At 63.9% G+C, this 23,114-nt stretch carries 19 protein-coding genes, 3 pseudogenes and 1 riboswitch; of the genes and pseudogenes, 10 read left to right on the top strand and 12 right to left on the bottom strand.

Annotation, left to right across the window (positions count from 1 at the left end; translation table 11 throughout):
- Nucleotides 1-8 precede the first annotated feature (8 nt).
- From FAZ11_RS09525 to FAZ11_RS09510, 4 genes are all read right to left on the bottom strand, one after another.
- A complete protein-coding gene (locus FAZ11_RS09525; protein ID WP_137279200.1) occupies nt 9-659 on the bottom strand; it encodes an HNH endonuclease in 651 nt (216 codons plus the stop codon).
- The gene (locus FAZ11_RS24970; protein WP_338052960.1) at nt 656-1,258 is read right to left on the bottom strand and encodes an AAA family ATPase; all 603 of its coding nucleotides are present in this window, start codon (nt 1,256-1,258) and stop codon (nt 656-658) included. Before FAZ11_RS24970 ends, FAZ11_RS09525 begins: the two co-directional genes overlap by 4 nt.
- A 967-nt stretch (nt 1,259-2,225) precedes the next feature.
- On the bottom strand, nt 2,226-2,630 hold the full coding sequence (locus tag FAZ11_RS09515) for a hypothetical protein (protein WP_058773089.1): 405 nt from the start codon (nt 2,628-2,630) through the stop codon (nt 2,226-2,228).
- A 48-nt stretch (nt 2,631-2,678) separates the two neighbouring features.
- Entirely contained in the window at nt 2,679-3,692 is a 1,014-nt protein-coding gene (locus tag FAZ11_RS09510) for a 1-aminocyclopropane-1-carboxylate deaminase (RefSeq protein ID WP_058773088.1), read from the bottom strand.
- 159 nt (nt 3,693-3,851) lie between these two features.
- Here FAZ11_RS09510 and FAZ11_RS09505 point away from each other — a divergent pair, with 159 nt between their 5' ends.
- Both FAZ11_RS09505 and FAZ11_RS09500 read left to right on the top strand, forming a co-directional pair.
- A complete protein-coding gene (locus FAZ11_RS09505; RefSeq protein ID WP_058768857.1) occupies nt 3,852-4,322 on the top strand; it encodes an Lrp/AsnC family transcriptional regulator in 471 nt (156 codons plus the stop codon).
- A gap of 66 nt (nt 4,323-4,388) precedes the next feature.
- Nucleotides 4,389-4,693, top strand: a pseudogene (locus FAZ11_RS09500) (LysE family translocator); the annotation flags it as partial.
- A gap of 8 nt (nt 4,694-4,701) precedes the next feature.
- Here the strand turns inward: FAZ11_RS09500 and FAZ11_RS09495 are convergent.
- The gene (locus tag FAZ11_RS09495; protein ID WP_058773087.1) at nt 4,702-5,643 is read right to left on the bottom strand and encodes a LysR family transcriptional regulator; all 942 of its coding nucleotides are present in this window, start codon (nt 5,641-5,643) and stop codon (nt 4,702-4,704) included.
- A gap of 110 nt (nt 5,644-5,753) precedes the next feature.
- Between FAZ11_RS09495 and FAZ11_RS09490 the strand changes: the two genes are divergently transcribed.
- On the top strand, nt 5,754-6,806 hold the full coding sequence (locus FAZ11_RS09490; protein WP_137279199.1) for a Gfo/Idh/MocA family protein: 1,053 nt from the start codon (nt 5,754-5,756) through the stop codon (nt 6,804-6,806).
- A 155-nt stretch (nt 6,807-6,961) separates the two neighbouring features.
- On the opposite strand, the pseudogene FAZ11_RS09485 reads toward FAZ11_RS09490, so the two are convergent.
- The 7 genes and pseudogenes from FAZ11_RS09485 to FAZ11_RS09455 all read right to left on the bottom strand — a co-directional run bounded on the left by FAZ11_RS09485 (nt 6,962) and on the right by FAZ11_RS09455 (nt 14,898).
- Nucleotides 6,962-8,115: pseudogene (locus FAZ11_RS09485) on the bottom strand (M20 family metallopeptidase).
- Nucleotides 8,115-9,509 (bottom strand): M20 family metallopeptidase, encoded by a 1,395-nt coding sequence (locus tag FAZ11_RS09480; RefSeq protein WP_137279198.1) that lies wholly within the window; start codon nt 9,507-9,509, stop codon nt 8,115-8,117. The pseudogene FAZ11_RS09485 and the gene FAZ11_RS09480 overlap by 1 nt, the downstream one beginning before the upstream one ends.
- A 49-nt stretch (nt 9,510-9,558) precedes the next feature.
- Nucleotides 9,559-10,521 carry an ABC transporter ATP-binding protein gene (locus FAZ11_RS09475; RefSeq protein ID WP_058768862.1) on the bottom strand — a complete coding sequence of 321 codons (963 nt, stop codon included), beginning with the start codon at nt 10,519-10,521 and terminating at the stop codon, nt 9,559-9,561.
- Nucleotides 10,518-11,513 carry an ABC transporter ATP-binding protein gene (locus tag FAZ11_RS09470; protein ID WP_058768863.1) on the bottom strand — a complete coding sequence of 332 codons (996 nt, stop codon included), beginning with the start codon at nt 11,511-11,513 and terminating at the stop codon, nt 10,518-10,520. The genes FAZ11_RS09475 and FAZ11_RS09470 overlap by 4 nt, the downstream gene beginning before the upstream one ends.
- Nucleotides 11,514-11,527: 14 nt before the next feature.
- On the bottom strand, nt 11,528-12,430 hold the full coding sequence (locus tag FAZ11_RS09465) for an ABC transporter permease (protein WP_058768864.1): 903 nt from the start codon (nt 12,428-12,430) through the stop codon (nt 11,528-11,530).
- Nucleotides 12,431-12,438: 8 nt separating this feature from the next.
- Complete coding sequence (locus FAZ11_RS09460) at nt 12,439-13,356, bottom strand: ABC transporter permease (RefSeq protein WP_058768865.1); 918 nt, start codon at nt 13,354-13,356, stop codon at nt 12,439-12,441.
- A gap of 48 nt (nt 13,357-13,404) precedes the next feature.
- On the bottom strand, nt 13,405-14,898 hold the full coding sequence (locus tag FAZ11_RS09455; RefSeq protein ID WP_058768866.1) for an ABC transporter substrate-binding protein: 1,494 nt from the start codon (nt 14,896-14,898) through the stop codon (nt 13,405-13,407).
- Between FAZ11_RS09455 and FAZ11_RS24965 the strand changes: the two are divergent.
- From FAZ11_RS24965 to uca, 7 genes and pseudogenes are all read left to right on the top strand, one after another.
- A pseudogene (locus tag FAZ11_RS24965) lies at nt 14,864-14,968 on the top strand (LysR family transcriptional regulator); the annotation flags it as partial. The gene FAZ11_RS09455 and the pseudogene FAZ11_RS24965 sit on opposite strands and share 35 nt — an antisense overlap.
- Before the next feature lie 192 nt (nt 14,969-15,160).
- Nucleotides 15,161-15,260: riboswitch (guanidine-I (ykkC/yxkD leader) on the top strand.
- A gap of 51 nt (nt 15,261-15,311) precedes the next feature.
- Nucleotides 15,312-16,376: a putative urea ABC transporter substrate-binding protein gene (locus FAZ11_RS09445; protein WP_058768867.1), complete on the top strand. Its 1,065-nt coding sequence runs from the start codon at nt 15,312-15,314 to the stop codon at nt 16,374-16,376.
- A 23-nt stretch (nt 16,377-16,399) separates the two neighbouring features.
- Nucleotides 16,400-17,212, top strand: coding sequence for an ABC transporter permease (locus FAZ11_RS09440; RefSeq protein WP_137279197.1), 813 nt, complete (start codon nt 16,400-16,402; stop codon nt 17,210-17,212).
- Nucleotides 17,212-17,970 (top strand): ABC transporter ATP-binding protein, encoded by a 759-nt coding sequence (locus FAZ11_RS09435; protein WP_058761915.1) that lies wholly within the window; start codon nt 17,212-17,214, stop codon nt 17,968-17,970. The genes FAZ11_RS09440 and FAZ11_RS09435 overlap by 1 nt, the downstream gene beginning before the upstream one ends.
- Before the next feature lie 11 nt (nt 17,971-17,981).
- Nucleotides 17,982-18,692: an urea amidolyase associated protein UAAP1 gene (locus FAZ11_RS09430; RefSeq protein ID WP_058768869.1), complete on the top strand. Its 711-nt coding sequence runs from the start codon at nt 17,982-17,984 to the stop codon at nt 18,690-18,692.
- Between the two features lie 9 nt (nt 18,693-18,701).
- Nucleotides 18,702-19,337, top strand: a complete 636-nt coding sequence (locus FAZ11_RS09425; protein ID WP_058768870.1) for an urea amidolyase associated protein UAAP2 — start codon at nt 18,702-18,704, stop codon at nt 19,335-19,337.
- Nucleotides 19,338-19,511: 174 nt separating this feature from the next.
- Nucleotides 19,512-23,108: an urea carboxylase gene (uca, locus tag FAZ11_RS09420; protein WP_058773083.1), complete on the top strand. Its 3,597-nt coding sequence runs from the start codon at nt 19,512-19,514 to the stop codon at nt 23,106-23,108.
- Nucleotides 23,109-23,114: the final 6 nt, after the last annotated feature.

The raw sequence follows: 23,114 nt of genomic DNA, 5'->3' as shown, positions 1-23,114 counted from the left end.
CCAGCTGTCTATCTATAGATTTCGTCTTCAAGCTGCTTTATTGCGTCGTAATAGTCTGCAGTCTCAGGATCAAGTAATTCTGCCGCATCATCCCAGCTATTAATCTCTAACTGATTAAGCCGAAAGTAATCATAGGTTTTTTGACCTAAAGGGCTAAGTATTTCGTATCTCACTATTACTTTAGGGCCTTTTTGCGACACTTCAATGCATAGATGAGCAAAACGATCATCTAGGTTTGGATGCACAAAATCATAATATTCTTTCTTGAATAGTTCGCTCTTAAGAATCTTCGGAAAAAGAAGGATACGCTTGTCAAAAAAGTCAACTTTCTTACCTTTGACATGAAAATTACATCGACGACACGAAACAGCTAAATTCGGCAAGTCGAAAATACAATGACAAAATACATGTTTCGGCAGGATATGCTCTACATCCAAAATCATTCTGAATTCCCCAGAAAGATTTCTTTGGCAATAGCAGCACGTATTATATTGCTCAGCAAGTAAATGTTCTTTAAGTCTTCTTTTAATTGGGCTAAAATTGGGCCAGCCCCAGCTTTGTTGAGGTGTCGGACGTATTTTCGGCTTTTTATTCGTCTTGCCGCCTAAAGCTCTTACGATTTCGAAGTATTCTTCGAGGGTATATTCAAAGGAAGTCATTGCAGACGATCCTTCGCATCTTTTAGCGCCAGCGAATGAGCGTGTTCAATGAGGCTGCGCTGCTTGTTATCATACCGAGCCGCAATCTTTAATTTCCCAATTTCGCCCATGAGTTTTTGAGTGTCTACGCCTCCTATTTCATATTGATGGAGTAATTTTGCTAGGTGACGGGACAGGAACGCGCTTCGTGGAGTCAGCATCTTAAAGACATCCCATAGAATCTCTTCCACACCCTCCTCTTCACAAACGATATATTTGGGCTTGTTTTTAATCATCCTATAAACGCAACATCCATCGCCTAAATTCGCAGCTTGCGTCACCACTATTGGTGCATGTGTGGCGATAACAATCTTGGGCTCGTACTGGTAAAATTGATCAGATAGGTTATCTAGGAATTCAGCCTGCCATCTCGGATGCAAACTATTTTCAGGCTCATCGATTAAAATTGCAGTTCTTTTATCTATGTGCGAGGCAATAAACGCTAGTGTGGTGAACATCTGGATTTCACCTGAACTAGCAAGCTCCAGTGGAAATGGCTGATTCTCTTTTCTAAGGAATACTGCAGGCCAGTTATGCAGGTCAGCTTTCGATAAATTCAGCTCCCAGCGCCTTCCAGATCTCTCAAGATCAGAGTGACTTCCTCTTAGATCAAACCATTTTATTTCAGCCTTATCCCCCTCATGACATACTCCTATTTCCGGAAGATATCCTAGATAATCGAGAACCTTACCAATTTTAAATCTTGCCGCGGATGGCTCCTTGATTGAATCAATGACTTTTTTAATGCGATACCTATCGAAGATTGACCGTAACGGTAACCGATAAAATTATATTTTCTACCATTTTCACGAAATTTATCGAACAGACAGTTCGAGACAGCAATTACCTTGTATCTTTTGCTTATATAAAATTCTGCAAGGTCCGCGAGCGCCTGACTCTTGCCACTTCCATTTTCTCCGATAAGTATGGAAATTGGTGAGTTGGGGTTGAATTCTTCCAGCTTAGTGTACAAGATGATTCCCTTCTGGTTTTTCAAACCGCTTGTCTGATACTAGGTCAGGGGCTAAAAGCTATACATGTTAATCTTGTAAAACGTCTCTGACATCTGGTTATCGGCACCAACCAGCCATACTTGAGCCGCTTCTATATCTGGCAAGGCGAAGCATAAAATTCACACCGCAAGCATGAGCGATCGCTTTAAGCTTGAGAACCACTGCAACGCTAGGGCGAAGCTATCAGGCTTCATGATCGCCGTCTGCCCTGCAGTTACAACCAGGAATTTTGTCGGATGAGGTAATGGTGTTTATGCCAATCCAATACCATGCTGGACAGACTTGAACGGTTCGATAATGCGAAAAAGCCGGACATAGGTTTTGTACGAAAAATGCCTGCGCTCGGTGATGCTTCGTTGAAAAACGCTTCGGAATGCTCATTTACCTCTCGTAAACTCCGCTTCCTCAGCGCTTTTCGCCTCGCCTGACCGTCGCTCGGCGATTTTTCGTACAGAACCTAGCTTGAATTACTGCTTACCGTTTCTAAGGGCACCCGGCATTGCGCGCGAGTCACTTACAACGGCAACACCGCCAACAACCGCTCCCGCCTGATCTGCTGCAGCTCCGCTATCAGCTCCTCCACCGCTATCTGCACCCCGGTGTGGAAATGCAGCAGCCGCTGACCGGTAACCGAGCCGAGCCATTCGAGTTCGTTCGCCCCTTCCGGCTCGACGGCCAGCAGCAGGCAATCGCTGCCCAGGCGGGCCAGTTGGGTGGCGACGTGGCTTCGCGAGCCGTGGGTAGCCCAGTCGTCATGGAGGGTGGTGACCTCGTCCAATTGCAGGACGGGAAGCTCCAGGCAACTGGGCAGGCCGGCCAGTAGCGCGTTCGTTACCGACGGCTCAATGCTGCCGTGCAGGATGACCAGGGCCACGGCCTGGCGGGTGTGGTCCAGGGTTTTCCAGGGGGGGATCGCCATGCTGGATTTCCTCGTGACCGGACGTGGCTGGGTCTGGGTGGCCTGGGTTTACTCGAAGGCGTTGTGGTAGGCGTTGAGTGCCGGTGCGCCGCCGAGGTGCACATAGAGCACCCGGCTGCCCTTGGGCAGTTCGCCGCTGCGGGCCATGGCGATCAGGCCGGCGATGGATTTGCCTTCGTAGACCGGGTCGGTGAGCATCCCTTCCATCTGCGCGGTGTAGCGGATGGCCTCGACCGTGGGGCCGTCCGGCAAGCCGTAGTCCGGGCCGCAGAAGCGCGGATCGATGATCACGTCCTCGTCGCGGATCTCCTTGTCTAGGCCGATCAGTTCGGCAGTGTTGCGGGCGATCTTGGTGACGGCGGTGCGGGTCATCTCGGCATCGGCGGCGGTGTCGATACCGATCAGCCGGCGTTCCCGCTCCTGGGCGCGGAAGCCCACCACCATGCCACCCTGGGTGGAACCGGTGCAGGTGGCCGTGATGACGGTATCGAAGAAGATGCCGAGGTCTTGTTCCTGCGCCGCCAGTTCGTCAGCGAAATTCGCATAGCCGAGGCCGCCCAGCGGGTGGTCCGAGGCGCCGGCGGGAATGGCGTAGGGCTTGCCGCCTTCACGACGTACCTCTTCCAGGGCGCGTTCCCAGGTGGCCTTTACCGCGGTGGAGTAGCCCTCGCCTTCGAGCAGCGTCTTGGCGCCCATGAGGCGGGACAGCAGGATGTTGCCGACCTTGTCGTATACCGGGTCTTCCCACTTGGTCCACTCCTCCTGGACCAGGCGGCACTTCAAGCCCAGAACCGCGGCGACGGCTGCGACCTGACGAGTGTGGTTGGACTGGATGTTGCCAATGGACACCAGGGTGTCGCAGCCCTGCGCCAGGGCATCGGCGGCCAGCCATTCCAGCTTGCGCACCTTGTTGCCGCCATAGGCGAGGCCGGACGAGACGTCATCGCGCTTGGCCCAGATTTCGACACCGAGGTCTTTCGACAGGCGCTCGAGCTTGTGCAGGGGCGACGGGAAATAACCGAGTTTGACGCGGGGGAAACGTTTTTCGAGATCCAGGGACATGGCGGCGACTCCAGTGGTGAAAGAACGCCTTCAATGCTAGGGAAAACCTCGAAAAAGGTGCTTTTGAAGATACGGTACGAAAGATGCCTTTCTTTTTGGCATTGGGACGCATCGATCATTCTGTTCAGAAAAAGCCCACTTTTCATGGAGATTCTTTCGATGAGCGAAGCCGTTGAACTGACCCCGGTCGAACGCAAGATCCTGCGGGCGCTGCAGCAGGATGGACGCCTGAGCAATGCCGAGTTGGCGCGCCAGGTTTCCTTGAGTCCGAGCGCCTGTTGGAACCACACGCGCAAGCTGTTCGAGACCGGCGTCATCACCGGTGTCAGGGCGCATGTGGACCCCAAGGCCGTGCAACGGGAAACCGCAGTGCTGGTGGGCGTGGTGCTGGATAGGTCGACGCCGGACTCCTTCCAGGCCTTCGAGGCAGCCGCGCGTGCCCTGCCCCAGGTCCTCGAATGCTACCTGGTGGCCGGCGACGTCGATTACTTCATCAAGCTCAGGGTCAAGGACATCGCGGCCTTCAATCGCTTGCACAGCGAGCGGCTGATCGCCCTGCCCGGCGTGCGCCAGGTGCGCACCTTTTTCGTGCTGAACGAGATCAAGACCGATGGGCTGTTGCCCATCTGATTCGGCGGGAGGCGCCTAGGGAGGGACAGGTGCCGAGCGGCGCCCGTTCAGTACACCGTTGCCTGCGTGCTGGTGGTATTAGCTCCGGGCCCTGACAACCTTTTGGCCATTGGCCGTGGTCTCAGCCAAGGCAAGGTCGCAGCGGTCGTATCCGGCATGGCGTCAGGCGCGGGCGTTCTGTTTCACGTCGCAGCCGCTTCGTTAGGGTTTACCCTTCTGCTGCAAACCTCGGTGGTCGTTTTCTGGGGGATCAAATTTATTGGTGCCGGCTATCTGCTCTGGCTCGGCACCCAGGTGTTGCGCGCGCGCAGCTTGCAGCCGGCGTCCCAGCAATCTTGCCCAGCATTTTTCTAACGGGTCTGCTTTCGGCCACTAGGGGTCAATCATTTCGCAGTGCGTACGGGCCGGAACTCAGGTGAGTACTCAAAAACTCTAGGCATACCCTGATCTTCATCGACCCAGAAGCCCGAATCGTGGTGACGGCGGATACGTCAGCCGGCTGGTAATGTTCAGGTAGGACACGGACAAGCGTGCCATTTCTGATGCTCGGCGCCACGTCCCAGGTCGATGCCATGATGATGCCGAATCCTTCATGGGCCCACTCCCGAACGACATCACTGTGATTGGACGCCATTGGCCCTGTCACCTTTACCGACTCAAGGCCATTTGGCCCCTCAAGCCGCCATACACCGAAACTCTGATCCCTGCCACGAAACAACAAACAGTCGTGGCGTTGAAGGTCGCTTAGCGCGGTTGGGCAGCCCCGCGCCTCCAGGTAGCTCGGAGCAGCACAGAGAATCCGTTGGCTGTCTGCAATCTTGTGAACAATCAGGTTCTGCTCGTTGACTTCACCCACTCGGATGTCGATGTCGAATTGCTCTGCAACCAAGTCAGTTCGACGGTCAACCAGCTCAAGCCAAACCTCCAACTTGGGGTAGCGTTTCCTGAGCAAGGCCAGAACAGGTGCGATGTGAAAGCGCCCCATCCGTTGGCTCGTGCTGATACGCAGAGTGCCTCTGGGTTCGACGCGGTCACCCAGCGACGTTTCAAGCATTCCATTGACGTTGTCCATGATCGTCTGTGCCCAGACAAGCATCGTCTCGCCATCCTTGGTGATCGACACCCGCCTGGTTGTCCGGTTGAAAAGCTTACAGCTCAGCGTTTCCTCCAGCGCCAGAATACGCTTGCTGACGTGAGCGGGAGAGATCCCTAGCTCTGTGCCTGCGGCGCTAAAACTGCCGCGTTTGGCGATCACGGAGAACAGGAGCAGATCCCTCAGGAAGGGATCATTATTTACTAGCGGAGAATTCTGATTTTCCATGGCGGACGATTATAGCATCCAGGGTTGATAGTAGCCTTGATCCTAGCAGATCGAATCGGGACCCCAATTGCGTCGTGATTCAAAACAATAACGCTCGCGAAGATCAAAGCATGTCCAAAATCAGAATTGCGGTAGCCGGTGCCGGCCTCATCGGTCGCCGCCATATCGAACTCATCAAGGCGAGTTCTTCTTGTGAATTGGCAGCGGTTATCGATCCGCTTGAAATCGATGCCCAATACTTGGATTCACTAGGCGTCACGCACTATGCAGATCTTTCTGCCTGCTTCGCCGAAGACAAGCCTGACGGCGTAATTCTTGCCACGCCTAACGCTCTACACGTCGAACAGACCCTACAATGCATTGAAGCGGGTGTTGCCGCGCTGATCGAGAAGCCGGTGGCGCATAGCGTTGCGGAAGGTAAGCGGTTACTCGCGGTCGCCGACGCAACGGGTGCCAAGCTGCTAGTAGGTCATCATCGGGCGCATAGCCCCATCCTTGCTAAGGCGCGAGAGGTCATACGCGACGACATCCTAGGAGACATCGTTGCTGTCCAAGGCAGCGCTCTATTCTACAAACCAGATGACTACTTCGACGCCGCCATCTGGCGGCGCCAGGAAGGCGGCGGCCCCATCCTGATCAATATGATCCATGAAATAGGCAACTTGCGTTCGCTGTGCGGCGAGATTGTTGCCGTTCAGGCGATGCAGTCCAGCGCAGCGCGTGGGTTTCCCGTCGAAGATACCGTGTGTATCGGCCTGCGCTTTGAGAGTGGAGCTCTCGGTTCCTTCTTGCTTTCCGACAGCTCTGGATGCGCCCGCAGCTGGGAACAGACATCGCAAGAAAACGCGAGCTATCCATCCTACGAAGATGAGGACTGCTACGTCATCAGTGGGAAAAACGGCTCGTTGTCAGTGCCCACTATGCGTCTCAAATACTACGCAAAGGTCGAAGACCGATCTTGGTGGAAGCCCTTCCAAACAGGCATTGCTAGTGTTGAGCGCCAAGACCCGCTTGAGATCCAGCTTGAGCACTTCTGCAACGTCATACGAGGCACGGAATCGCCACTGGTTTCTGTGCGCGACGGCCTGCGGAATCTGATCATAACCGAGGCTATCTCAGAAGCCGCGAAGAGCGGCTCGATCATAGAAATAGGCTCTATCTAAGTCTTTGGCATGGCGCCTAGTCATGCCCTGCCTTAGGTGTACCACGGCTGTTTTCGCAGCCCTGCCAGATGAAACGGAAAATTCTGCAGGCAGTCGCCGCTATTACAACCAGGCCCTAGGGCCGTGTCGCACTTTTTCGGAAACCGACAAGAGGATCAGGCCTTTACGGCCAGGGCCAGGATGGTGGCGACCAGCGCCTGGGTGCGCGGGACCAGGGTGTCGAGCAGCAGGAATTCGGCTTCGGTGTGCACCTTGCCGCCTACCGGACCCAGGCCGCAGAGGGTGGGCACGCCCAGGCTCGCGGTAAAGCCGGAATCGGCGCAGCCGCCGGTGAATTCGCCCTCCACCGCGAAACCGAGTTCGCGCGCTTCGCGTTGGTAGAGCGCCAGCAGGTCGGTGCTCAGGTGCTCTTCCATGGGCAGGAACAGACCGGTGGGCGTGAGGCTGGCGCTGGTACCCGGCACCTCCACCTCGGCGACGATGGCTTCGATGCGCGCCTGCAGCTCGGGCCAGTCGGCCAGGGCCACGAAGCGCACGTCCAGTCGCGCGGTGGCACTGGGGGCGACGGTATTGCTGGAGGTGCCGCCCTCGATGAGGCCGACGTTGGTGGTGATACCGCGGCCGTAGTCGGTCAGGGCATGCAACTTGATCACCTTGAGCGCCAGGGCCTGGATGGCGCTGGCGCCTTCGGCGTGGTTGACCCCGGAATGAGCCGCCCGCCCGCTGACGTTAATGGTGAGGCTGGCGCCCCCCTTGCGCGCCTTGACCACGTTGCCGCTGACGCGCCCGGGCTCGCAGTTGAGTACCGCCCTCGCCTCGCGCGCCGCCGCTTCCAGGTGCGGTCGGGCGCTGCCGGAGCCGATTTCCTCGTCGCCGGTGTAGAGCACCCTGACCGGGAACGGCAACTGGCCGGCGCGCTTGAGGGCGCGCAGGGCGAAGCAGCTCGCCACCAGGCCACCCTTCATGTCCGCCACCCCAGGTCCGTCGCCTTTTTCTCGTCGCGGGTGAAGCCACGACTGGCCACGGTCCCCGGCGGGAAGACGGTATCGCGATGCCCCAGTAGTAATACTGTGGCGCCCTTGGCGGGCCCTATCTGGGCGGAGAGCACGTCACCGAAGTTGGCTATCGGCGTCCGCTCGACGTCGATGCCGTCCTCGGCCAGGGCCGCGACGAGCACCGCGCCGACGGCATCGACACCGGCCTTGTCATAGCTGTTGGAATCGGTATCGACCAGGCGTTGCAGGAGGCTGGTCATGGATTCGCGCTGGGTGGCTAGCCATTCCAGGGCGGCGGTCTTGGCAAGGGACATCAGTTGCGGCTCCAGCGATCGCCCAGGTCCCAGAACAGGCCAGCCATGAGTTGCAGCCCCTGCCGCGCGACCGGGGCCAGGAGGTGCTCGTTGGGCGCGTGCTGGGAGCAGGCGGGATAGGAATGGGGTACCCACAGGGTGGGCAGGTCGAGGATGTCGGCAAAGATGTCGTTGGGCAAGCCGCCACCGAAATTGGGCAGCAGAGCCGGCTTCTCGCCCAGGGTGCGGGTCAGGGAGGTCATGGCCCAGTCCACCCAGGGATTCTCCGGGTCCAGGCGCGAGGCGTGGAGGATTTCATCCTTGGTGCGGGTCACGCGCACGGCGCCAAAGCCCTGTTCGGCCAGGTGCGCCTCGATTAGCGGGATGAAGGCGTCGCAATCGCAGCCGGCGACGAAGCGGATCTGGCAGTGGGCGCGGGCACGGGGCGGAATGGCGTTGACCGGGGCCTCGGGGTTGCCGGTGCTGAAGGCCAGCACCTCGAAGGTGTTCCAGCCGTAGACGCGCTCGGCCGGGGTGAGCCCCGGCTCGCCCCAATCCGGATCGATCTGCGGATCACCCGCGGCACTGTCGAGTTCGATGTCGGCCAGGGCACGTCTTACTGGCAGGGGCAATTCGGCGGGTTTGAGGCCCGGCACGCGGATCTGGCCCTGGGCATCGACCAGGCTGGCCAGGGCATGGGCGAGGATGATGCCGGGATTGGCCAGCAGCCCGCCCCAGTTGCCGGAGTGATGGCCGCTCTCGCGCAGGTCCAGGTGCAGGTCGAAGTTGAAGGTACCGCGGGCGCCGAGGAACAGCGTCGGCCGTTGCGCCGACACGCGGGGACCATCGGAGGCGATGAAGAGGTCGGCAGCCAGGGCTTCGCGCTGCTCCTGGCAGAAGGTGCGCAGCCCCACCGAGCCGATCTCCTCGCCCATCTCCAGCAGCAGCTTGACGTTGTAGCCGAGGCGCCCGCCACGGGCGGCGATGACCTGTTCCAGCGCCGCCAGGTTGAGCAGGTGCTGGCCCTTGTTGTCGGCGGTACCCCGGCCGTACCAGCGCTCGCCCTCCTCCACCAGTGTCCAGGGCGAAAGGCCCAGTCGCCAGTTGGCGGCGTCGCCGCGTACCACGTCGCCATGGCCGTAGCTGAGCAAGGTCGGCAGCGCCGGGGCCTCGATGCGCTCGGCGATCAGCAAGGGGCCCTTGCCGGCGACGGGATTGTCCAGGCGCCGGCTGGTGAAGCCCAGGCGAGCGACATAGGGAGCGATGAAATCGTCCAGGTAACGTCCCAGCTCCGCCTGGCGCTCGGGTTCCTGGCTTTCGGTGGGCTGGGCGACGGCGGCGGCGAGCTGGTCACGGAAGGCGCCGTTGTCGAAGTGGGCGGCGGCAAGCTCGAGGGCGTGGGTACGGCTGGTCATGGCAGGCTCCAGGGTATTCGAGGGTAGCGGGCGCTGACGCCCGCCCCGGTCAGGCAAGTTCCGGCAGGTGGCAGCGCTTGGTGCCGCCAGGGATTTTTTCGCGCTCGGGATAGCGCTCGGCGCAGGGGGCGAAGCAGCGCGGACAGCGCGGATGGAAGGCGCAGCCACTGGGCGGATTGATGGGATTGGGAAAGCTGTTGCCAAGCCCCAAGGCCGGCAGCCCCAGGGCCGGATCGGGCGTGAGCACCGCATCGAGCAACGCCCGGGTATAGGGATGGGCCGGCTGGGCGAACAACGCCGCTCGCTCGCGTTCCTCGACGATCTTGCCGAGGTACATCACGGCGACCCGGTCGGCCAGGTGCTCCACCACCGCCAGGTTGTGGCTGATGAGCAGATAGGTCAGGCCGAATTCACGCTTGAGTTCCAGCAGCAGGTTGAGGATCTGCGCCTGCACCGAGACGTCCAGCGCCGAGGTGGGTTCGTCGCAGATCAGCACGTCGGGGCGCATCACCAGGGCGCGGGCGATGGCCACGCGCTGGCGTTGCCCGCCACTGAGCTGGCCGGGATGGCTATCGGCGGCGCGCCGGGGCAAGCCCACCACGTCGAGCATCTCGGCGACCCGGCGCTGCTGCTCGGCGGCCGAGCCCAGGCCATGCACCTTGAGCGGTAGCGCGACGATCTGGCGCACCGTCTTGCGCGGATTGAGCGACGAATAGGGATCCTGGAAGATCGGCTGGATATGCCGCGCCATGCGCTTGCGATCCACGCCACGCAGGTGTTCGCCGCCTACCAGGATGTCGCCGCTGGTGGGCGCCAGCAGGCCCAGCAGCAGCTTGGCCAGGGTGCTCTTGCCGCAGCCCGACTCCCCCACCAGCCCGAGGGTTTCGCCACGGTGGAGCCGCAGGGAGATGCCGTCCACCGCCTTGAGGGTCGCCGGCGGCCGGAACAGGCCCCGGCTCAGGGTGAATTCCCGGCGGATGTCACAGAGTTCCAGCGCGATCTCGCGGCTCATCGCACACCTCCCACCAGACGCAGGGGCTCGCTCTGCACGGCGAAATGGCAGCGGACGAGGTGTGCGCCCTCCTCTATCAGCGGCACGCTCTCGGCACAGCTCGCCACCGCCTGCGGGCAACGATTGCGGAAGGCGCAGCCGTGCTGCTCGCCGACCAGGCTCGGCACCAGACCGGGGATGGCGCCCAGCGGTTGCCCGGGCCGGGTCCGGCCCGGCACCGGGATGCTCGCCAGCAGGCCGCGGGTATAGGGATGGCGTGGCTCGGCGAAGAGCTCGGCGGCCGGCGCCTGCTCGACGATCTGCCCGGCGTACATCACCGCTACCCGGTCGGCGATGCGCGCCACCAGGCCGAGGTCGTGGGTGATGAAGACGATGGCGGTGCCGAATTCGCGTTGCAGGTCGCGCAGCAGGTGCAGGATCTGCGCCTGGATGGTGACGTCCAACGCCGTGGTGGGTTCGTCGGCGATGATCAGGTCCGGCTCGCAGAGCAGTGCCATGGCGATGACCACGCGCTGGCGCAGGCCGCCGCTGAGCTGGTGGGGATACTGCCGCAGGCGTTCGCCGGCATTGCTGATGCCGACCTTTTCCAGCATGGCCTCGGCGCGGGCCCAGGCGCTCTTGCGGTCCAGCTGGCGATGCCGGCGCAGGACCTCGGCGAGTTGGTCACCGATACTGTAGGCCGGATTGAGGGCGGTCATGGGCTCCTGGAAGATCATCGCCAGGCGATTGCCGCGCAGGTCGCGCATGCCCTTCTCGCCCACCGTCAGCAGATCATGCTCGCCCAGGCTCAACCGCGCCGCCTGGCGCCGGGCCTGGCGTGGCAGCAGGTCCATCAGCGCCAGGGAGGTGAGCGACTTGCCGCAACCGGATTCCCCCACCAGGCAGAGCATCTCGCCCCGCTCCACCTGCAGGTCCAGCCCGCGGACCGCATGCAGGGTATCGCCACCCAGGGGGATGTCGATGCGCAGGTCTCGTACGTCGAGCAGTGCCATATCCAATCCTCTGCTTAGTTGCGGCCGTCAGGCGCGGCCAGGTCGCGGATGCCGTCGCCGACCAGGTTGATGGCCAGCACCAGCAGGATCAGGGCGACGCCGGGAATGGCGATCACCCAGGGCGAAAAGAACATGTAGGGTTTGCCCTCGGCGATCATCAGCCCCCAGGACGGCAGCGGCGGTTGCACCCCGACACCGAGAAAGGACAGGGTCGCTTCCAGCAGGATGGCGTGGGCCATCTCCAGGGTGATCACCACGATCAGGGCGCCCAGCAGGTTGGGCAGGATCTCGCCGACCACCACCCGCCAGGTGGAGCAGCCCAGCGCCTGGGCGGCGGTGACGTATTCGGCATCGCGGATCTGTTGCACCGCGGCGCGGACCACCACGGCGAAGCGATCCCACAGCAGGCAGCCAAGCAGGATCACCACCACCTTCAGCGAACCACCGACCAGGGCGGCCGAGGCCAGGGCCACCATCACGATCGGCAGCGCCAGGCGGGTGGTCACCAGGTAGCTCACCAGGGCATCCACCTTGCCGCCGTAGTAGCCGGCCAGCACCCCCAGCAAGGTGCCGATGGCGCCGGAGATGAGCGCAGCGGCGAGGCCAATGAACAGCGAGATACGGGCGCCATAGAGCAGCCGGGACAGGTAGTCGCGGCCGAGCTTGTCGGTACCCAGCGGATGGCTCCAGGTGCCCTTGGCCATCCACACCGGCGGGTGCATCCGCTGCATCATGTCCTGGGCATAGGGATCGTGGGGGGCCAGCCAGGGCGCGGCCAGGGCGGCCAGCACGATGAGCAGGAGCAGCACGGCGCCGATGGCGAAACCACGGTGGCCGAACCAGCGGCGCAGCTGGCGAGCGTAGGTCGGGCGCGGCGGCAGATAGTCGTCGAGGACGAAGGGATTGGCGACGGTCATGGAGCCTCCTAGCGCACGCGGATGCGCGGATCGAGCATGGCGTTGAGCAGATCGGCGACCAGCGTCAGCACGATGTAGATCAGCGCGATCAAGAGGACGATGGCTTGCACCACCGGGAAGTCGTTGCGGGCGATGGCATCCCAGGCCAGTTGGCCGATGCCCTGCAGGGAGAACACCGCCTCGATCACCACCGAGCCACCCAGCATGAAGCCGAATTCCACCGCGGCCAGGGCTACCACCGGGATCAGCGCATTGCGCAAGGCGTGCTTGAACAGCACCCGCGCCGGGCCCAGGCCCTTGGCGCGGGCGGTGCGGATGTAGTCAGCGCCCAGCACATCGAGCATGCCGGCGCGGGTCAGGCGCATCAGCGAAGGCGTGGCGTAGTAGCCCAGGGCGATCGCCGGGAGGATGAAGTTCTTCCAGCTGGTGTTGCCGGAGACCGGCAGCCAGTGCAGGTTGACCGCGAAGATGACGATCAGCACCAGGGCGAACCAGAAACTGGGCATCGCCTGGCCGAAGGTGGCCAGGGTCAGCGCCACCCGGTCGACCCAGGTGTCGCGCTTGACCGCCGCCAGCACGCCGAGCGGGATGGCGAGTAGCAGGGCCACCGCCAGCGCAATGGCGCCCAGGGTCAGGGTGATGGGCAGCCGGGTGGCGATGAGGTCACGCACCGATTCCTGGAAGAAGAACGACTGCCCCAGGTCCAGGTGCGCCAGATCCCCCACCCACTCCACGTATTGCGTGGGCAGGGGCTTGTCCAACCCGTATTGATGGCGCACCACCTCGATCTGTTCGGCGGTGGCTTCCGGACCGGCGATGGCGGTAGCCAGGTCACCGGACAGGTGCAGCAGGCAGAAGCTGATCAGCGAAACGGTGAAGGCCACGGCCAGGGCGATACCCAGGCGACGCAGGAGATAGCCGGACATGCTCGGTTCCTCGAATGGCAGCGCCCTAACCGGGGGCGCCGGGACGGATCAGTTCCAGTGCGCCAGGGCGAAACGGGGTAACTCGTCCGGATAGGGCTGGAAGGCCAGGTCCGAGTTGAAGGCGTAGTTCACGGAGTAGTTGAACAAGGGCGCCCAGTAGGCCTGGGCGGCGATCCGCTGCAGCGCCTTGCGGTAGTCGGCCTTGCGCACCTCCGGGTCCATGGAGGTATCGGCTTCCTTGAGCCAGTCGATCACCTGCGGGTCCTTGGCCACGTCGTCGGCATTGCCCTTGAAATAGACGCCGGTGGACGCCGAGGCATCGGCGATGGAGAAGGAGCCCCAGGCGAGCAGCGCCATGGGCACCTTGCCGGCGCGCTGCATGTCACGCAGGGCGGCGTACTTCAGGTAGCGCAGCTTGGCGTCGATGCCCAGGGCGCGCAGTTCACCGATGATCGCCTCGGCCACGTCGCGATCGCGGTAGGCGAACAGCTCGGTGCTGAAGCCATTGGGATAGCCGGCGGCCTTGAGCAGCGCCTTGGCCTTGGCGGGGTCGTAGGGATAGCCCGGTACCGCCTTGGCACCGCAGCCGAACTGCTCGGGATAGCAGGCCACCTGCAGCGGCTGGCTGCCACCACCCATGAGTTGGCTGGCGATGGCCTGGCGGTTGATGGCGTAGTTGACCGCCTGGCGCACCTGCAACTTGGCGAAGGGCGAATCCGGCGAAGAGGTGCCCTGGGCATCCATGCTGAGGAAGCCGATGCGCATGCTGGCGCCGCTTTCCACCGTGACATTGGGGATTGCCTTGAGCTGCGCGGCCTGGTCCGGCGCCACGCGCCAGATCCAGTCGACGCCGCCGGTCATGAGTTCGGCCAGGCGTGTCTCGGGATCGGGGATGACACGGAATTCGATATGGCCGATGCGTGGCTGGCCCTGGGGGCTGTCCTTGAAATAGTTGGGATTGCGTTCCAGCTTGACGCCCTGCCCGCTGGTGACGGAGACGATGCGGTAGGGACCGGTACCCACCGGCTTCTGCGCGAAGCCGGCCAGGCCCACCTGCTGGAAGTACTTGGCTGGATAGATGGGCAAGGCGTTGGCCAGGTATTCCAGGGCAGCGGGAAAGGGCTGCTTGAGGTGCAGGCGGACCCGGTACTCGCCCAGCTTTTCGGCGCTCTTGATCCAGTTGACGTTCTGCTGGGTGACCACCTTGCCCTCGGGCGAGGTCACGTAGTTGAAGGTGAAGACCACGTCGTCGGCGGTGAGGGGATCGCCGTTGTGGAAGGTCACGCCCTGGCGGATATCGAAATCGATGGTCAGCGGATCGACCTGCTCCCAGTGGGTGGCCAGCATCGGCAGATACTGGCCGGTCTTGGGATCGCGATAGATCAGGTCGTCCCAGGCCAGGTGGGCCAGGATGACGCCCTCACGGACATCGTTGTGATAGGGGCTGACGTTCTCGGGCTCGGTATCGGAGGCGTAGACCAGGGTGTCGTTGGCCTTGCTGGACGAAGGCCTGGCGGCGCGGCGGGTGGAATTGCAGAGCATGGCCGGTCGAGAGTTGCCACCGGCGGTGGCGGCCTTTCGCGACGTACTGGTCGAGGCGCTCGGGTGCTGAGCGAAGACGGTGAATCAAAGCAGTGCGTAGCCTCTTCCCAAGCGCACTGCAATGGAGCGCCACTCGCCCTCTCCCGCCTTCTCCAGCCGGCGCCATCCCACTAGCCACGGGCCTTGGCGACAACTGGCACGCATCTGGCTTTGCCTAGAGCGTGCAGGAGCACCGGCCAGCCGGTTTGATGCACCACAATTTGCAATGGATGACTAGGGTTCCGGCTCGCCAAGGCGAGTGTCTGGTCCGAGAGTCGTCGACCTCTGATGGGGTTACACGGCGGGACAAAAGCCCGGGAGACACAGCGCCAGTCGCGTGCTCCTGTCCCGTCGTCCATCCTATTGGAGGTCCCATGCGCCATCCCCTGCTCGCCTCGCTCGTTCTCGGCTGTTCCCTGCTGCTCGGTGCCACCGCTCAGGCGGCGCCGCGTGACGACTTCAAGGTGTGCTGGACGATCTACGCCGGCTGGATGCCCTGGGGCGAAGCCCAGGCCCAGGGCATCATCGACAAGTGGGCCAAGAAGTACGGCATCCACGTCGAGGTCGTGCAGCTCAACGACTACGTCGAATCCATCAATCAATACACCGCCGGCCAGTTCGATGGCTGCGCCATGACCAACATGGACGCCCTGACCATTCCGGCCGCGGGCGGCGTGGACAGCACGGCGCTGATCGTCAGCGACTACTCCAACGGCAACGACGGCGTGGTGATGAAGGGCAAGGGCAAGACCCTGGCCGACCTCAAGGGCCAGCAGGTCAACCTGGTGCAATTCTCGGTCTCCCACTATCTGCTGGCGCGGGCGTTGCAGACCGTGGGCCTGAGTGAAAAGGACCTCACCACCGTCAATACCTCCGACGCCGACATGGTGGCCGCCTTCCAGACGCCTGACGTGCGCAACGTGGTGACCTGGAATCCGCTGCTGGCGGAGATCAAGGCCCAGCCGGATATCACCGAGGTGTTCGACTCCAGCAAGATTCCCGGCGAGATCCTCGACATGCTGGTGGTGAACACGGCCACGCTCAAGGATAACCCGGCCCTGGGCAAGGCCTTGACCGGTGCCTGGTTCGAGATGATGGCGCTGATGAAGTCTGGCGATGCCAAGGGCAAGGCGGCCCTGGAAGCCATGGCCAAGGCCTCGGGCACCGACCTCGCCGGCTTCCAGGCGCAACTGGACAACACCCGGCTGTTCAGCACGCCCGCCGAGGCCGTCGCCTTCGTCAAGGACCCCGCGCTGCCCGCCACCATGCAGCGGATCGCCCAGTTCTCCTTCGACCACGGCCTGCTCGGCCAGGGCGCACCCAGCGCCGACGCCATCGGCATCGCCTATCCCGGCGGCAAGACCACGGGCGACGCCCACAACGTCAAGCTGCGCTTCGACCCGACCTTCGTGCAGCTGGCTGCCGACGGCAAGCTCTGAGCCCGGTCGCGAGGAAGACTCCCATGCGCTTCATCAATCGGCATCCCGACCGTGGCGGCCGGCTCCTGCTGGTGCTGCTGCCCTTCGCCCTGCTCGCCCTGCTCTATCTGGTCGGCTCGGCCACACGGCTGGCGGAGAACCCCAGCGACAAGCTCCTGCCGAGCGTGGCGCAGATGGCCGAGGCGATGCAGCGCCTGGCCTTCACCGCCGACGTCCGTACCGGTGGCTACCCCTTCTGGCAGGACACCCTGGCCAGCCTGCAACGCCTCGGCATCGGCCTGGGCATCGCCGCGCTGATCGCCCTGGTGGTGGGCATCGCCGCCGGTAGCCTGCCGCTGATGGGAGCGCCGCTGTCACCGCTGGTCACGGTGCTGTCGATGATCCCGCCGCTGGCGATCCTGCCGATCCTCTTCATCGTCTTCGGCCTGGGCGAGTTGGCCAAGGTCATGCTGATCGTGATCGGGGTGACACCGGTACTGATCCGCGAGCTGGATCAGCGCGCCCGGGAGTTGCCGCGGGAGTTGCTGATCAAGGCCCAGACCCTGGGCGCCAACAGCTGGACGGTGATCCTGCGGCTGGTGCTGCCGCAGTTGCTGCCACGCCTGCTCATCGCCCTGCGCCTGCAACTGGGCGCCGCCTGGTTGTTCCTGATCGCGGCCGAAGCCATCGCTTCCACCGATGGCCTCGGCTATCGCATCTTCCTGGTGCGGCGGTATCTGGCGATGGACGTGATCCTGCCCTATGTCGCCTGGATCACCCTGCTGGCCTGGCTACTGGATGCGGGACTGCGCCTGCTCACCCGGCGCGCCTTTCCCTGGTTCGGGGAGGCGCGCTGATGATCGAGGTCAGCAATCTCTGGCAGCGCTATGGCGAGCAGGTGGTCCTGGAAGGCCTGAACCTGCAGGTGCGCGAGGGTGAATTCTGCGCCCTGGTCGGTGCCTCCGGCTGCGGCAAGTCCACCTTCCTGCGGCTGCTGCTCGGCCAGGAGCGGCCCAGCCGCGGCGAGATCCGCATCGATGGCCGGCCGCTGTCGGCGGAGCCGGACCCCGAGCGTGGTGTGGTCTTCCAGCGCTATTCGGTGTTTCCCCATCTGACCGTGCTCGACAACGTCGCCCTGGGCCTGGAACTGCCCAAGGCTCCCCTGCTCGGCCGGCTACTGGGCGGCGCCAAACGCGAGGCGCGCACCCAGGCGGCGGCGCTGCTCGAACGGGTGGGCCTGGGCCAGGCATTGGACAAGTATCCGGGCCAGCTCTCCGGCGGGATGCAGCAGCGTCTCGCCATCGCCCAGGCGCTGATCGTCCGGCCGCGCATCCTGCTCTTGGACGAGCCTTTCGGCGCCCTGGATCCGGGCATTCGCAAGGACATGCATGCCCTGCTGCTGGAACTCTGGCACGAGCGGCCGCTGACCGTGTTCATGGTTACCCATGACCTGCACGAGGGCTTCAGCCTGGCCACCCGGGTGCTGGTGTTCGACAAGGTCCGCCAGGACCCGCAAGCCCCCGGTGCCTATGGCGCCCGCATCACCTACGACATTCCCCTGACCGCCAAGACTCGCACCGTCGCTCCGGCGACGGTGCGGCCGGCCCTTACCTGACGAGGTCACCCATGCCTGACGACGTGCTCTACCAGGAACGCATTCCCGGCGGTGGTACCGCCTCCTTCATCCTCCGCCGCGGCCAGATCCTGCGCCTGACCGACGTGGAGGGCGGCGCCAACGTCAGCCTGCTGCTGTTCAATGCCGACGACCGCAGCGAACGCCTGAACCTACCCGATACCCTCAAGGGCCAGCACACCGCCCGCCTCACCGCCGGCCACTGCCTCTATTCCGACATGGGCCGGGTGCTGGCGGCGCTGGTGCGGGACACCTGCGGCTGGCACGACAGCTTCGGCGGCGTGGCCAATGCCGCGGAGGTGGCCGAAAAGTACGGCGAGGGTCGCTACCAGGAGCTGCGCAACGGCTTCCACCGCAACGGTACCGACAACCTGCTGGTGGAGCTGGCCAAGTGGGGCCTGGGCCTCGAAGACCTGCTGATGACTCTGAATCTGTTCAGCAGGGTCGACGTGGATGCCGAGGGCGCCTTCAGCTTCGTTCCGGGCAATTCCCGCGCCGGCGATGTCGTCGAGCTCTATGCGCCCATGAACACCCTGGTGGTGCTCACCGCCCTGCAGCATCCGCTGGACCCCGATCCGGTCTATGCGCCGCGACCGATCGATCTGGCCCAGTTGCGCGCCACGCCGGAGGTGGCCGAGGGCTGCCGCACCTCGCGCCCGGAAAACGAGCGCGCCTTCCAGAACACCGCCCGCTACTTCGTCTGAGGCCTCGCCATGACCCTGAACGCCAGCACCAAACGCCCGGAAGAGGCCAGCTACCGCGCCGTCCTGCCCGCCGGGGCGCCTTACCTCAAGGAAATCAAGGCCGGCCAGACCCTGCGCATCCACGACCTGGAAGGCAACCAGGCGGTGGACACCCTCTTCTATGCCGCCGCCAACCCCCAGGAGCGCTACGATCCCCAGCGCACCCTGAGACGTCAGGGGCGGGTGTATCTGTCCACCGGCAGCGTGCTCTATTCCAACCTCGGCAATCCCCTGCTGACCATCGTCGCCGATACCTGTGGCCGCCACGACACCCTGGGTGGCGCCTGTTCCCAGGAAAGCAACACGGTCCGCTACGCCCTCGACCGCCGCCAGATGCACAGCTGCCGCGACAACTTCCTCTGCGCCGGGGGCCATGACGGGCGCCTGGGCAAGCGTGACATCGGCGCCAACATCAACTTCTTCATGAACGTGCCGGTGACCGCCGACGGCGGCCTGACCTTCGAGGACGGCATCTCCGGCGCCGGCAAGTACGTGGAGTTGCGTGCCGAGATGGACGTCATCCTGCTGATCTCCAACTGCCCGCAGCTGAACAACCCTTGCAATGGCTGGAATCCCACGCCGGCGGAGGTGCTCATATGGGACTGAGCCGTACCACGCGCCTCTGGCACTGGCTGCGCCCGCGCCTCCAGCGCTTCTGCGAGCTACGCGCCGGGCGCTACTAGTCTAGGCGCCAGCCTCAATCAGCCTTTGCGCCTCTCGGGGACGACCCCAAGAGCTCTTACCCGGCGGGACGGCCCGCCATCTTCGAGGATGCCTCGAATGTTCACCACCCTGCTCATCGCCAACCGTGGCGCCATCGGCTGCCGGATCCAACGCACCCTGCGCGAGCTGGGCGTCGCCTCGGTCGCCGTCTACAGCGAAGCCGACCGCGCCAGCCGCCACGTCAGCGGTGCCGACCAGGCCTTCAGCCTCGGTGAGGGCGCCGCCGCCACCTACCTGGACACCGCCAAGTTGCTCGACGTGGCCCGCCAGAGCGGCGCCCAGGCCATCCACCCCGGCTATGGCTTCCTCTCGGAGAACGCCGCCTTCGCCGAAGCTTGCGAAGCCGCCGGCATCGCCTTCGTCGGCCCTACCCCGGAGCAGCTGCGCACCTTCGGCCTCAAGCACACCGCGCGCGCCCTGGCCCGCGCCCAGGGCGTGCCCTTGCTGGAAGGCACCGAGCTGCTGGAAGACCTGGCCGCCGCGCTGAGCGCTGCCGAGCAGGTCGGCTATCCGGTGATGCTCAAGAGCACCGCCGGCGGCGGCGGTATCGGCATGCGTGTCTGCCGTTCGGCCAGCGAATTGAGCGAGGGCTTCGAAACGGTGCGCCGCCTGGGACAGAACAACTTCAGCGACGCCGGCGTCTTCCTGGAGAAATACATCGAGCGGGCGCGGCACCTGGAGGTGCAGGTGTTCGGCGATGGCCAGGGCGAGGTGCTGGCCTTGGGAGTGCGCGACTGCTCGGTGCAGCGGCGCAACCAGAAGGTGCTGGAAGAAACCCCCGCGCCCAACCTGCCGGCCGGCATGGCCGAGGCGCTCTGCGCCGCCGCCCTGGCCCTGACCCGCGCGGTGGGTTACCGCAGTGCCGGCACCGTGGAGTTCGTCTACGACAGCGCCGCCGACCGCTTCTATTTCCTGGAAGTGAACACCCGGCTGCAGGTCGAGCATGGGGTCACCGAGCAGGTCTGGGGCGTCGACCTGGTGCGCTGGATGATCGAATTGGCGGCCGGCGAACTGCCGCCGCTGGCCGAACTGGCCCAAGCGCTCAACCCCTCGGGCCATGCCATCCAGGCGCGCCTCTATGCCGAGGATCCGGGCCGTGACTTCCAGCCCAGCCCAGGCCTGCTCACCCAGGTCGACTTTCCGGCCGCGGACGGCCGCGCCCTGCGCCTGGATACCTGGGTCGAGGCTGGCTGCGAGATCCCGCCCTACTTCGATCCCCTGGTGGCCAAGATCATCGCCTGGGCGCCCGACCGCGAGGCTGCCCGCCAGCGCCTCGACCAGGCCCTGGCCAAGACCCAGCTCTACGGCGTGGAAACCAATCGTGATTATCTGCGGCAGATCCTCGCCGCCGCGCCCTTCGCCGCAGGCAACCCCTGGACCCGCTGCCTGGAAGGCCTCAGCTACCAGGCCACCACCCTGGAGGTGCTCAGCGCCGGCACCCAGACCACGGTGCAGGATGCGCCCGGTCGGCTCGGCTACTGGTCGGTGGGCATTCCGCCGTCCGGCCCCATGGACGACCGTGCCCTGCGCCTGGGCAATCGCCTGCTGGGTAACGACGAGCGCGCCGCCGCCCTGGAAATCACCCTGGCCGGTCCGACCCTCAGGTTCAACACCGCGGCCGTGGTAGCGGTTACCGGCGCGCCCTTGCCGATCCTGCTGGATGACCAGCCCCAGGCCATGGACAGCGTCTTCCGCGTGCCGGCCGGTGCCACCCTGCAACTGGGCGCCATCGAAGGTGCGGGTGCGCGCAGCTATCTCTGCCTGCGCGGGGGCCTGGATCTACCCGAATACCTGGGCAGCCGCAGCACCTTCACCCTTGGCCAGTTCGGCGGCCACGGTGGCCGCGCCCTGCGCGCCGGTGACGTGCTCCATCTGCACAGGCTCAACGATCCCAGCACGGGCGCCCGGCTGCCGGAGGCGCTGACCACTCGCCTGCCCACCACCCGGACCCTGCGCGTCATCTACGGTCCACACGGCGCGCCGGACTATTTCAGCCCGGCCTATCTCGACCTCTTCCTCGCCACCGACTGGGAGGTGCACTTCAACTCCAGCCGGACCGGGGTGCGGCTGATCGGGCCCAAGCCGCAATGGACGCGGGAGGACGGCGGCGAAGCCGGCCTGCATCCCTCCAATATCCACGACAATCCCTATGCGGTCGGCGCCGTGGACTTCACCGGCGACATGCCGGTCATCCTCGGCCCGGACGGCCCGAGCCTCGGCGGCTTCGTCTGCCCGGTCACGGTGATCGAGGCCGATCTCTGGCAACTCGGCCAGCTCAAGGCCGGCGACCGGGTACGCTTTCTGCCGGTGGACCTGGCGACCGCGCGGCGCCTGCAACAGGTACGCCTGACCGAGGAAAGCAGTCTGCAGCCGCAGGCGGAGATCGCCGTTACCCCCGAGCGTGGCGATCCCGTGGTGCTGGACCTGGGCCAGGGCGCCGAACGACTGGTGGCCCGGCTCTCCGGCGATACCCATCTACTGCTGGAGATCGGCCCGCCCGAGCTGGACCTGGCCCTGCGCTTTCGCGGCCATGGCCTGATGCAGGCACTGGCCGCGCTGGCCCTGCCCGGCCTGCGCGAACTCACCCCCGGCATTCGTTCGCTGCAGGTGCATTACCAGCCCGAGGCGCTGCCGCTGGCCGAGTTGTTGGCGGCGGTGACCCGCTGCTGGCAGGCCCTGGGGGACGCCCAGGATCTGCGGGTACCCTCGCGCATCGTCCATCTACCACTGTCCTGGGACGATCCGGCCTGCCGGCTGGCCATCGAGAAGTACGCCACCACGGTACGCAAGGACGCGCCCTGGTGCCCGAGCAACCTGGAATTCATCCGCCGGGTAAATGACCTGGACTCCCTGGAGGCGGTCAAGCGCATCGTCTTCGACGCCAGCTACCTGGTGATGGGGCTGGGGGACGTCTACCTCGGCGCACCGGTGGCTACCCCGCTCGATCCACGGCATCGGCTGGTGACCACCAAGTACAACCCGGCGCGCACCTGGACCGCGGAAAACTCGGTGGGCATCGGCGGTGCCTATCTGTGCGTCTATGGCATGGAGGGACCGGGCGGTTACCAGTTCGTCGGGCGCACCCTGCAGATGTGGAATCGCTATCGCGAGGTCGAGGCCTTCCAGGGCCAACCCTATCTGCTGCGCTTCTTCGACCAGATCCGCTTTTACGAAGTCTCGGCGGAAGAGTTGCTGCGCATCCGGGCGGATTTCCCCCTGGGGCGGGTGCCGCTGCGTATCGAGGACAGCGAGCTGTCGCTGGCGGACTATCAGGCCTTCCTGGCCCGCGAAGCCGAGGGCATCGCCGCCTTCCGCAGCCGCCAGCAAGCCGCCTTCGCCGCCGAGCGGCAACGCTGGATCGACTCCGGCCAGGCGCACTTCGACAGCGTCGAGCCCCTGGCCGAGCCGACCACGGATGCGCCGCTCAGCGCTGGTCAGCAGGCGCTGGAAAGTCCGGTGGCCGGCAATCTTTGGCAGGCCCAGGTCCAGCCCGGCGATCAGGTGGAAGCCGGCCAGCCGCTGCTCGTCCTCGAATCCATGAAGATGGAAATCCCCCTGCTCGCCCCCTGCAGCGGCCGGATTCGCGATCTCCATGTCCAGCCCGGTTCGCCGGTCCGCGCCGGCCAGCGCCTGCTCGTCATCGACCAGAATTGAAGGAAG

It is taken from the genome of Pseudomonas rhizoryzae (assembly GCF_005250615.1).
Taxonomy (GTDB): Bacteria; Pseudomonadota; Gammaproteobacteria; order Pseudomonadales; family Pseudomonadaceae; genus Chryseomonas; species Chryseomonas rhizoryzae.
Note: the sequence above shows the minus strand (reverse complement) of the source record. Positions and strands in the feature narration are given on the sequence as shown.

Bases quoted from the DNA above. Each gene is read 5' to 3' on its own strand.
- FAZ11_RS09525 (WP_137279200.1), bottom strand. From the start codon at position 659: ATGACTTCCTTTGAATATACCCTCGAAGAATACTTCGAAATCGTAAGA.
- FAZ11_RS09515 (WP_058773089.1), bottom strand. From the start codon at position 2,630: ATGGCGATCCCCCCCTGGAAAACCCTGGACCACACCCGCCAGGCCGTG.
- FAZ11_RS09510 (WP_058773088.1), bottom strand. From the start codon at position 3,692: ATGTCCCTGGATCTCGAAAAACGTTTCCCCCGCGTCAAACTCGGTTAT.
- FAZ11_RS09505 (WP_058768857.1), top strand. From the start codon at position 3,852: ATGAGCGAAGCCGTTGAACTGACCCCGGTCGAACGCAAGATCCTGCGG.
- FAZ11_RS09495 (WP_058773087.1), bottom strand. From the start codon at position 5,643: ATGGAAAATCAGAATTCTCCGCTAGTAAATAATGATCCCTTCCTGAGG.
- FAZ11_RS09490 (WP_137279199.1), top strand. From the start codon at position 5,754: ATGTCCAAAATCAGAATTGCGGTAGCCGGTGCCGGCCTCATCGGTCGC.
- FAZ11_RS09480 (WP_137279198.1), bottom strand. From the start codon at position 9,509: ATGACCAGCCGTACCCACGCCCTCGAGCTTGCCGCCGCCCACTTCGAC.
- FAZ11_RS09475 (WP_058768862.1), bottom strand. From the start codon at position 10,521: ATGAGCCGCGAGATCGCGCTGGAACTCTGTGACATCCGCCGGGAATTC.
- FAZ11_RS09470 (WP_058768863.1), bottom strand. From the start codon at position 11,513: ATGGCACTGCTCGACGTACGAGACCTGCGCATCGACATCCCCCTGGGT.
- FAZ11_RS09465 (WP_058768864.1), bottom strand. From the start codon at position 12,430: ATGACCGTCGCCAATCCCTTCGTCCTCGACGACTATCTGCCGCCGCGC.
- FAZ11_RS09460 (WP_058768865.1), bottom strand. From the start codon at position 13,356: ATGTCCGGCTATCTCCTGCGTCGCCTGGGTATCGCCCTGGCCGTGGCC.
- FAZ11_RS09455 (WP_058768866.1), bottom strand. From the start codon at position 14,898: ATGCTCTGCAATTCCACCCGCCGCGCCGCCAGGCCTTCGTCCAGCAAG.
- FAZ11_RS09445 (WP_058768867.1), top strand. From the start codon at position 15,312: ATGCGCCATCCCCTGCTCGCCTCGCTCGTTCTCGGCTGTTCCCTGCTG.
- FAZ11_RS09440 (WP_137279197.1), top strand. From the start codon at position 16,400: ATGCGCTTCATCAATCGGCATCCCGACCGTGGCGGCCGGCTCCTGCTG.
- FAZ11_RS09435 (WP_058761915.1), top strand. From the start codon at position 17,212: ATGATCGAGGTCAGCAATCTCTGGCAGCGCTATGGCGAGCAGGTGGTC.
- FAZ11_RS09430 (WP_058768869.1), top strand. From the start codon at position 17,982: ATGCCTGACGACGTGCTCTACCAGGAACGCATTCCCGGCGGTGGTACC.
- FAZ11_RS09425 (WP_058768870.1), top strand. From the start codon at position 18,702: ATGACCCTGAACGCCAGCACCAAACGCCCGGAAGAGGCCAGCTACCGC.
- uca (WP_058773083.1), top strand. From the start codon at position 19,512: ATGTTCACCACCCTGCTCATCGCCAACCGTGGCGCCATCGGCTGCCGG.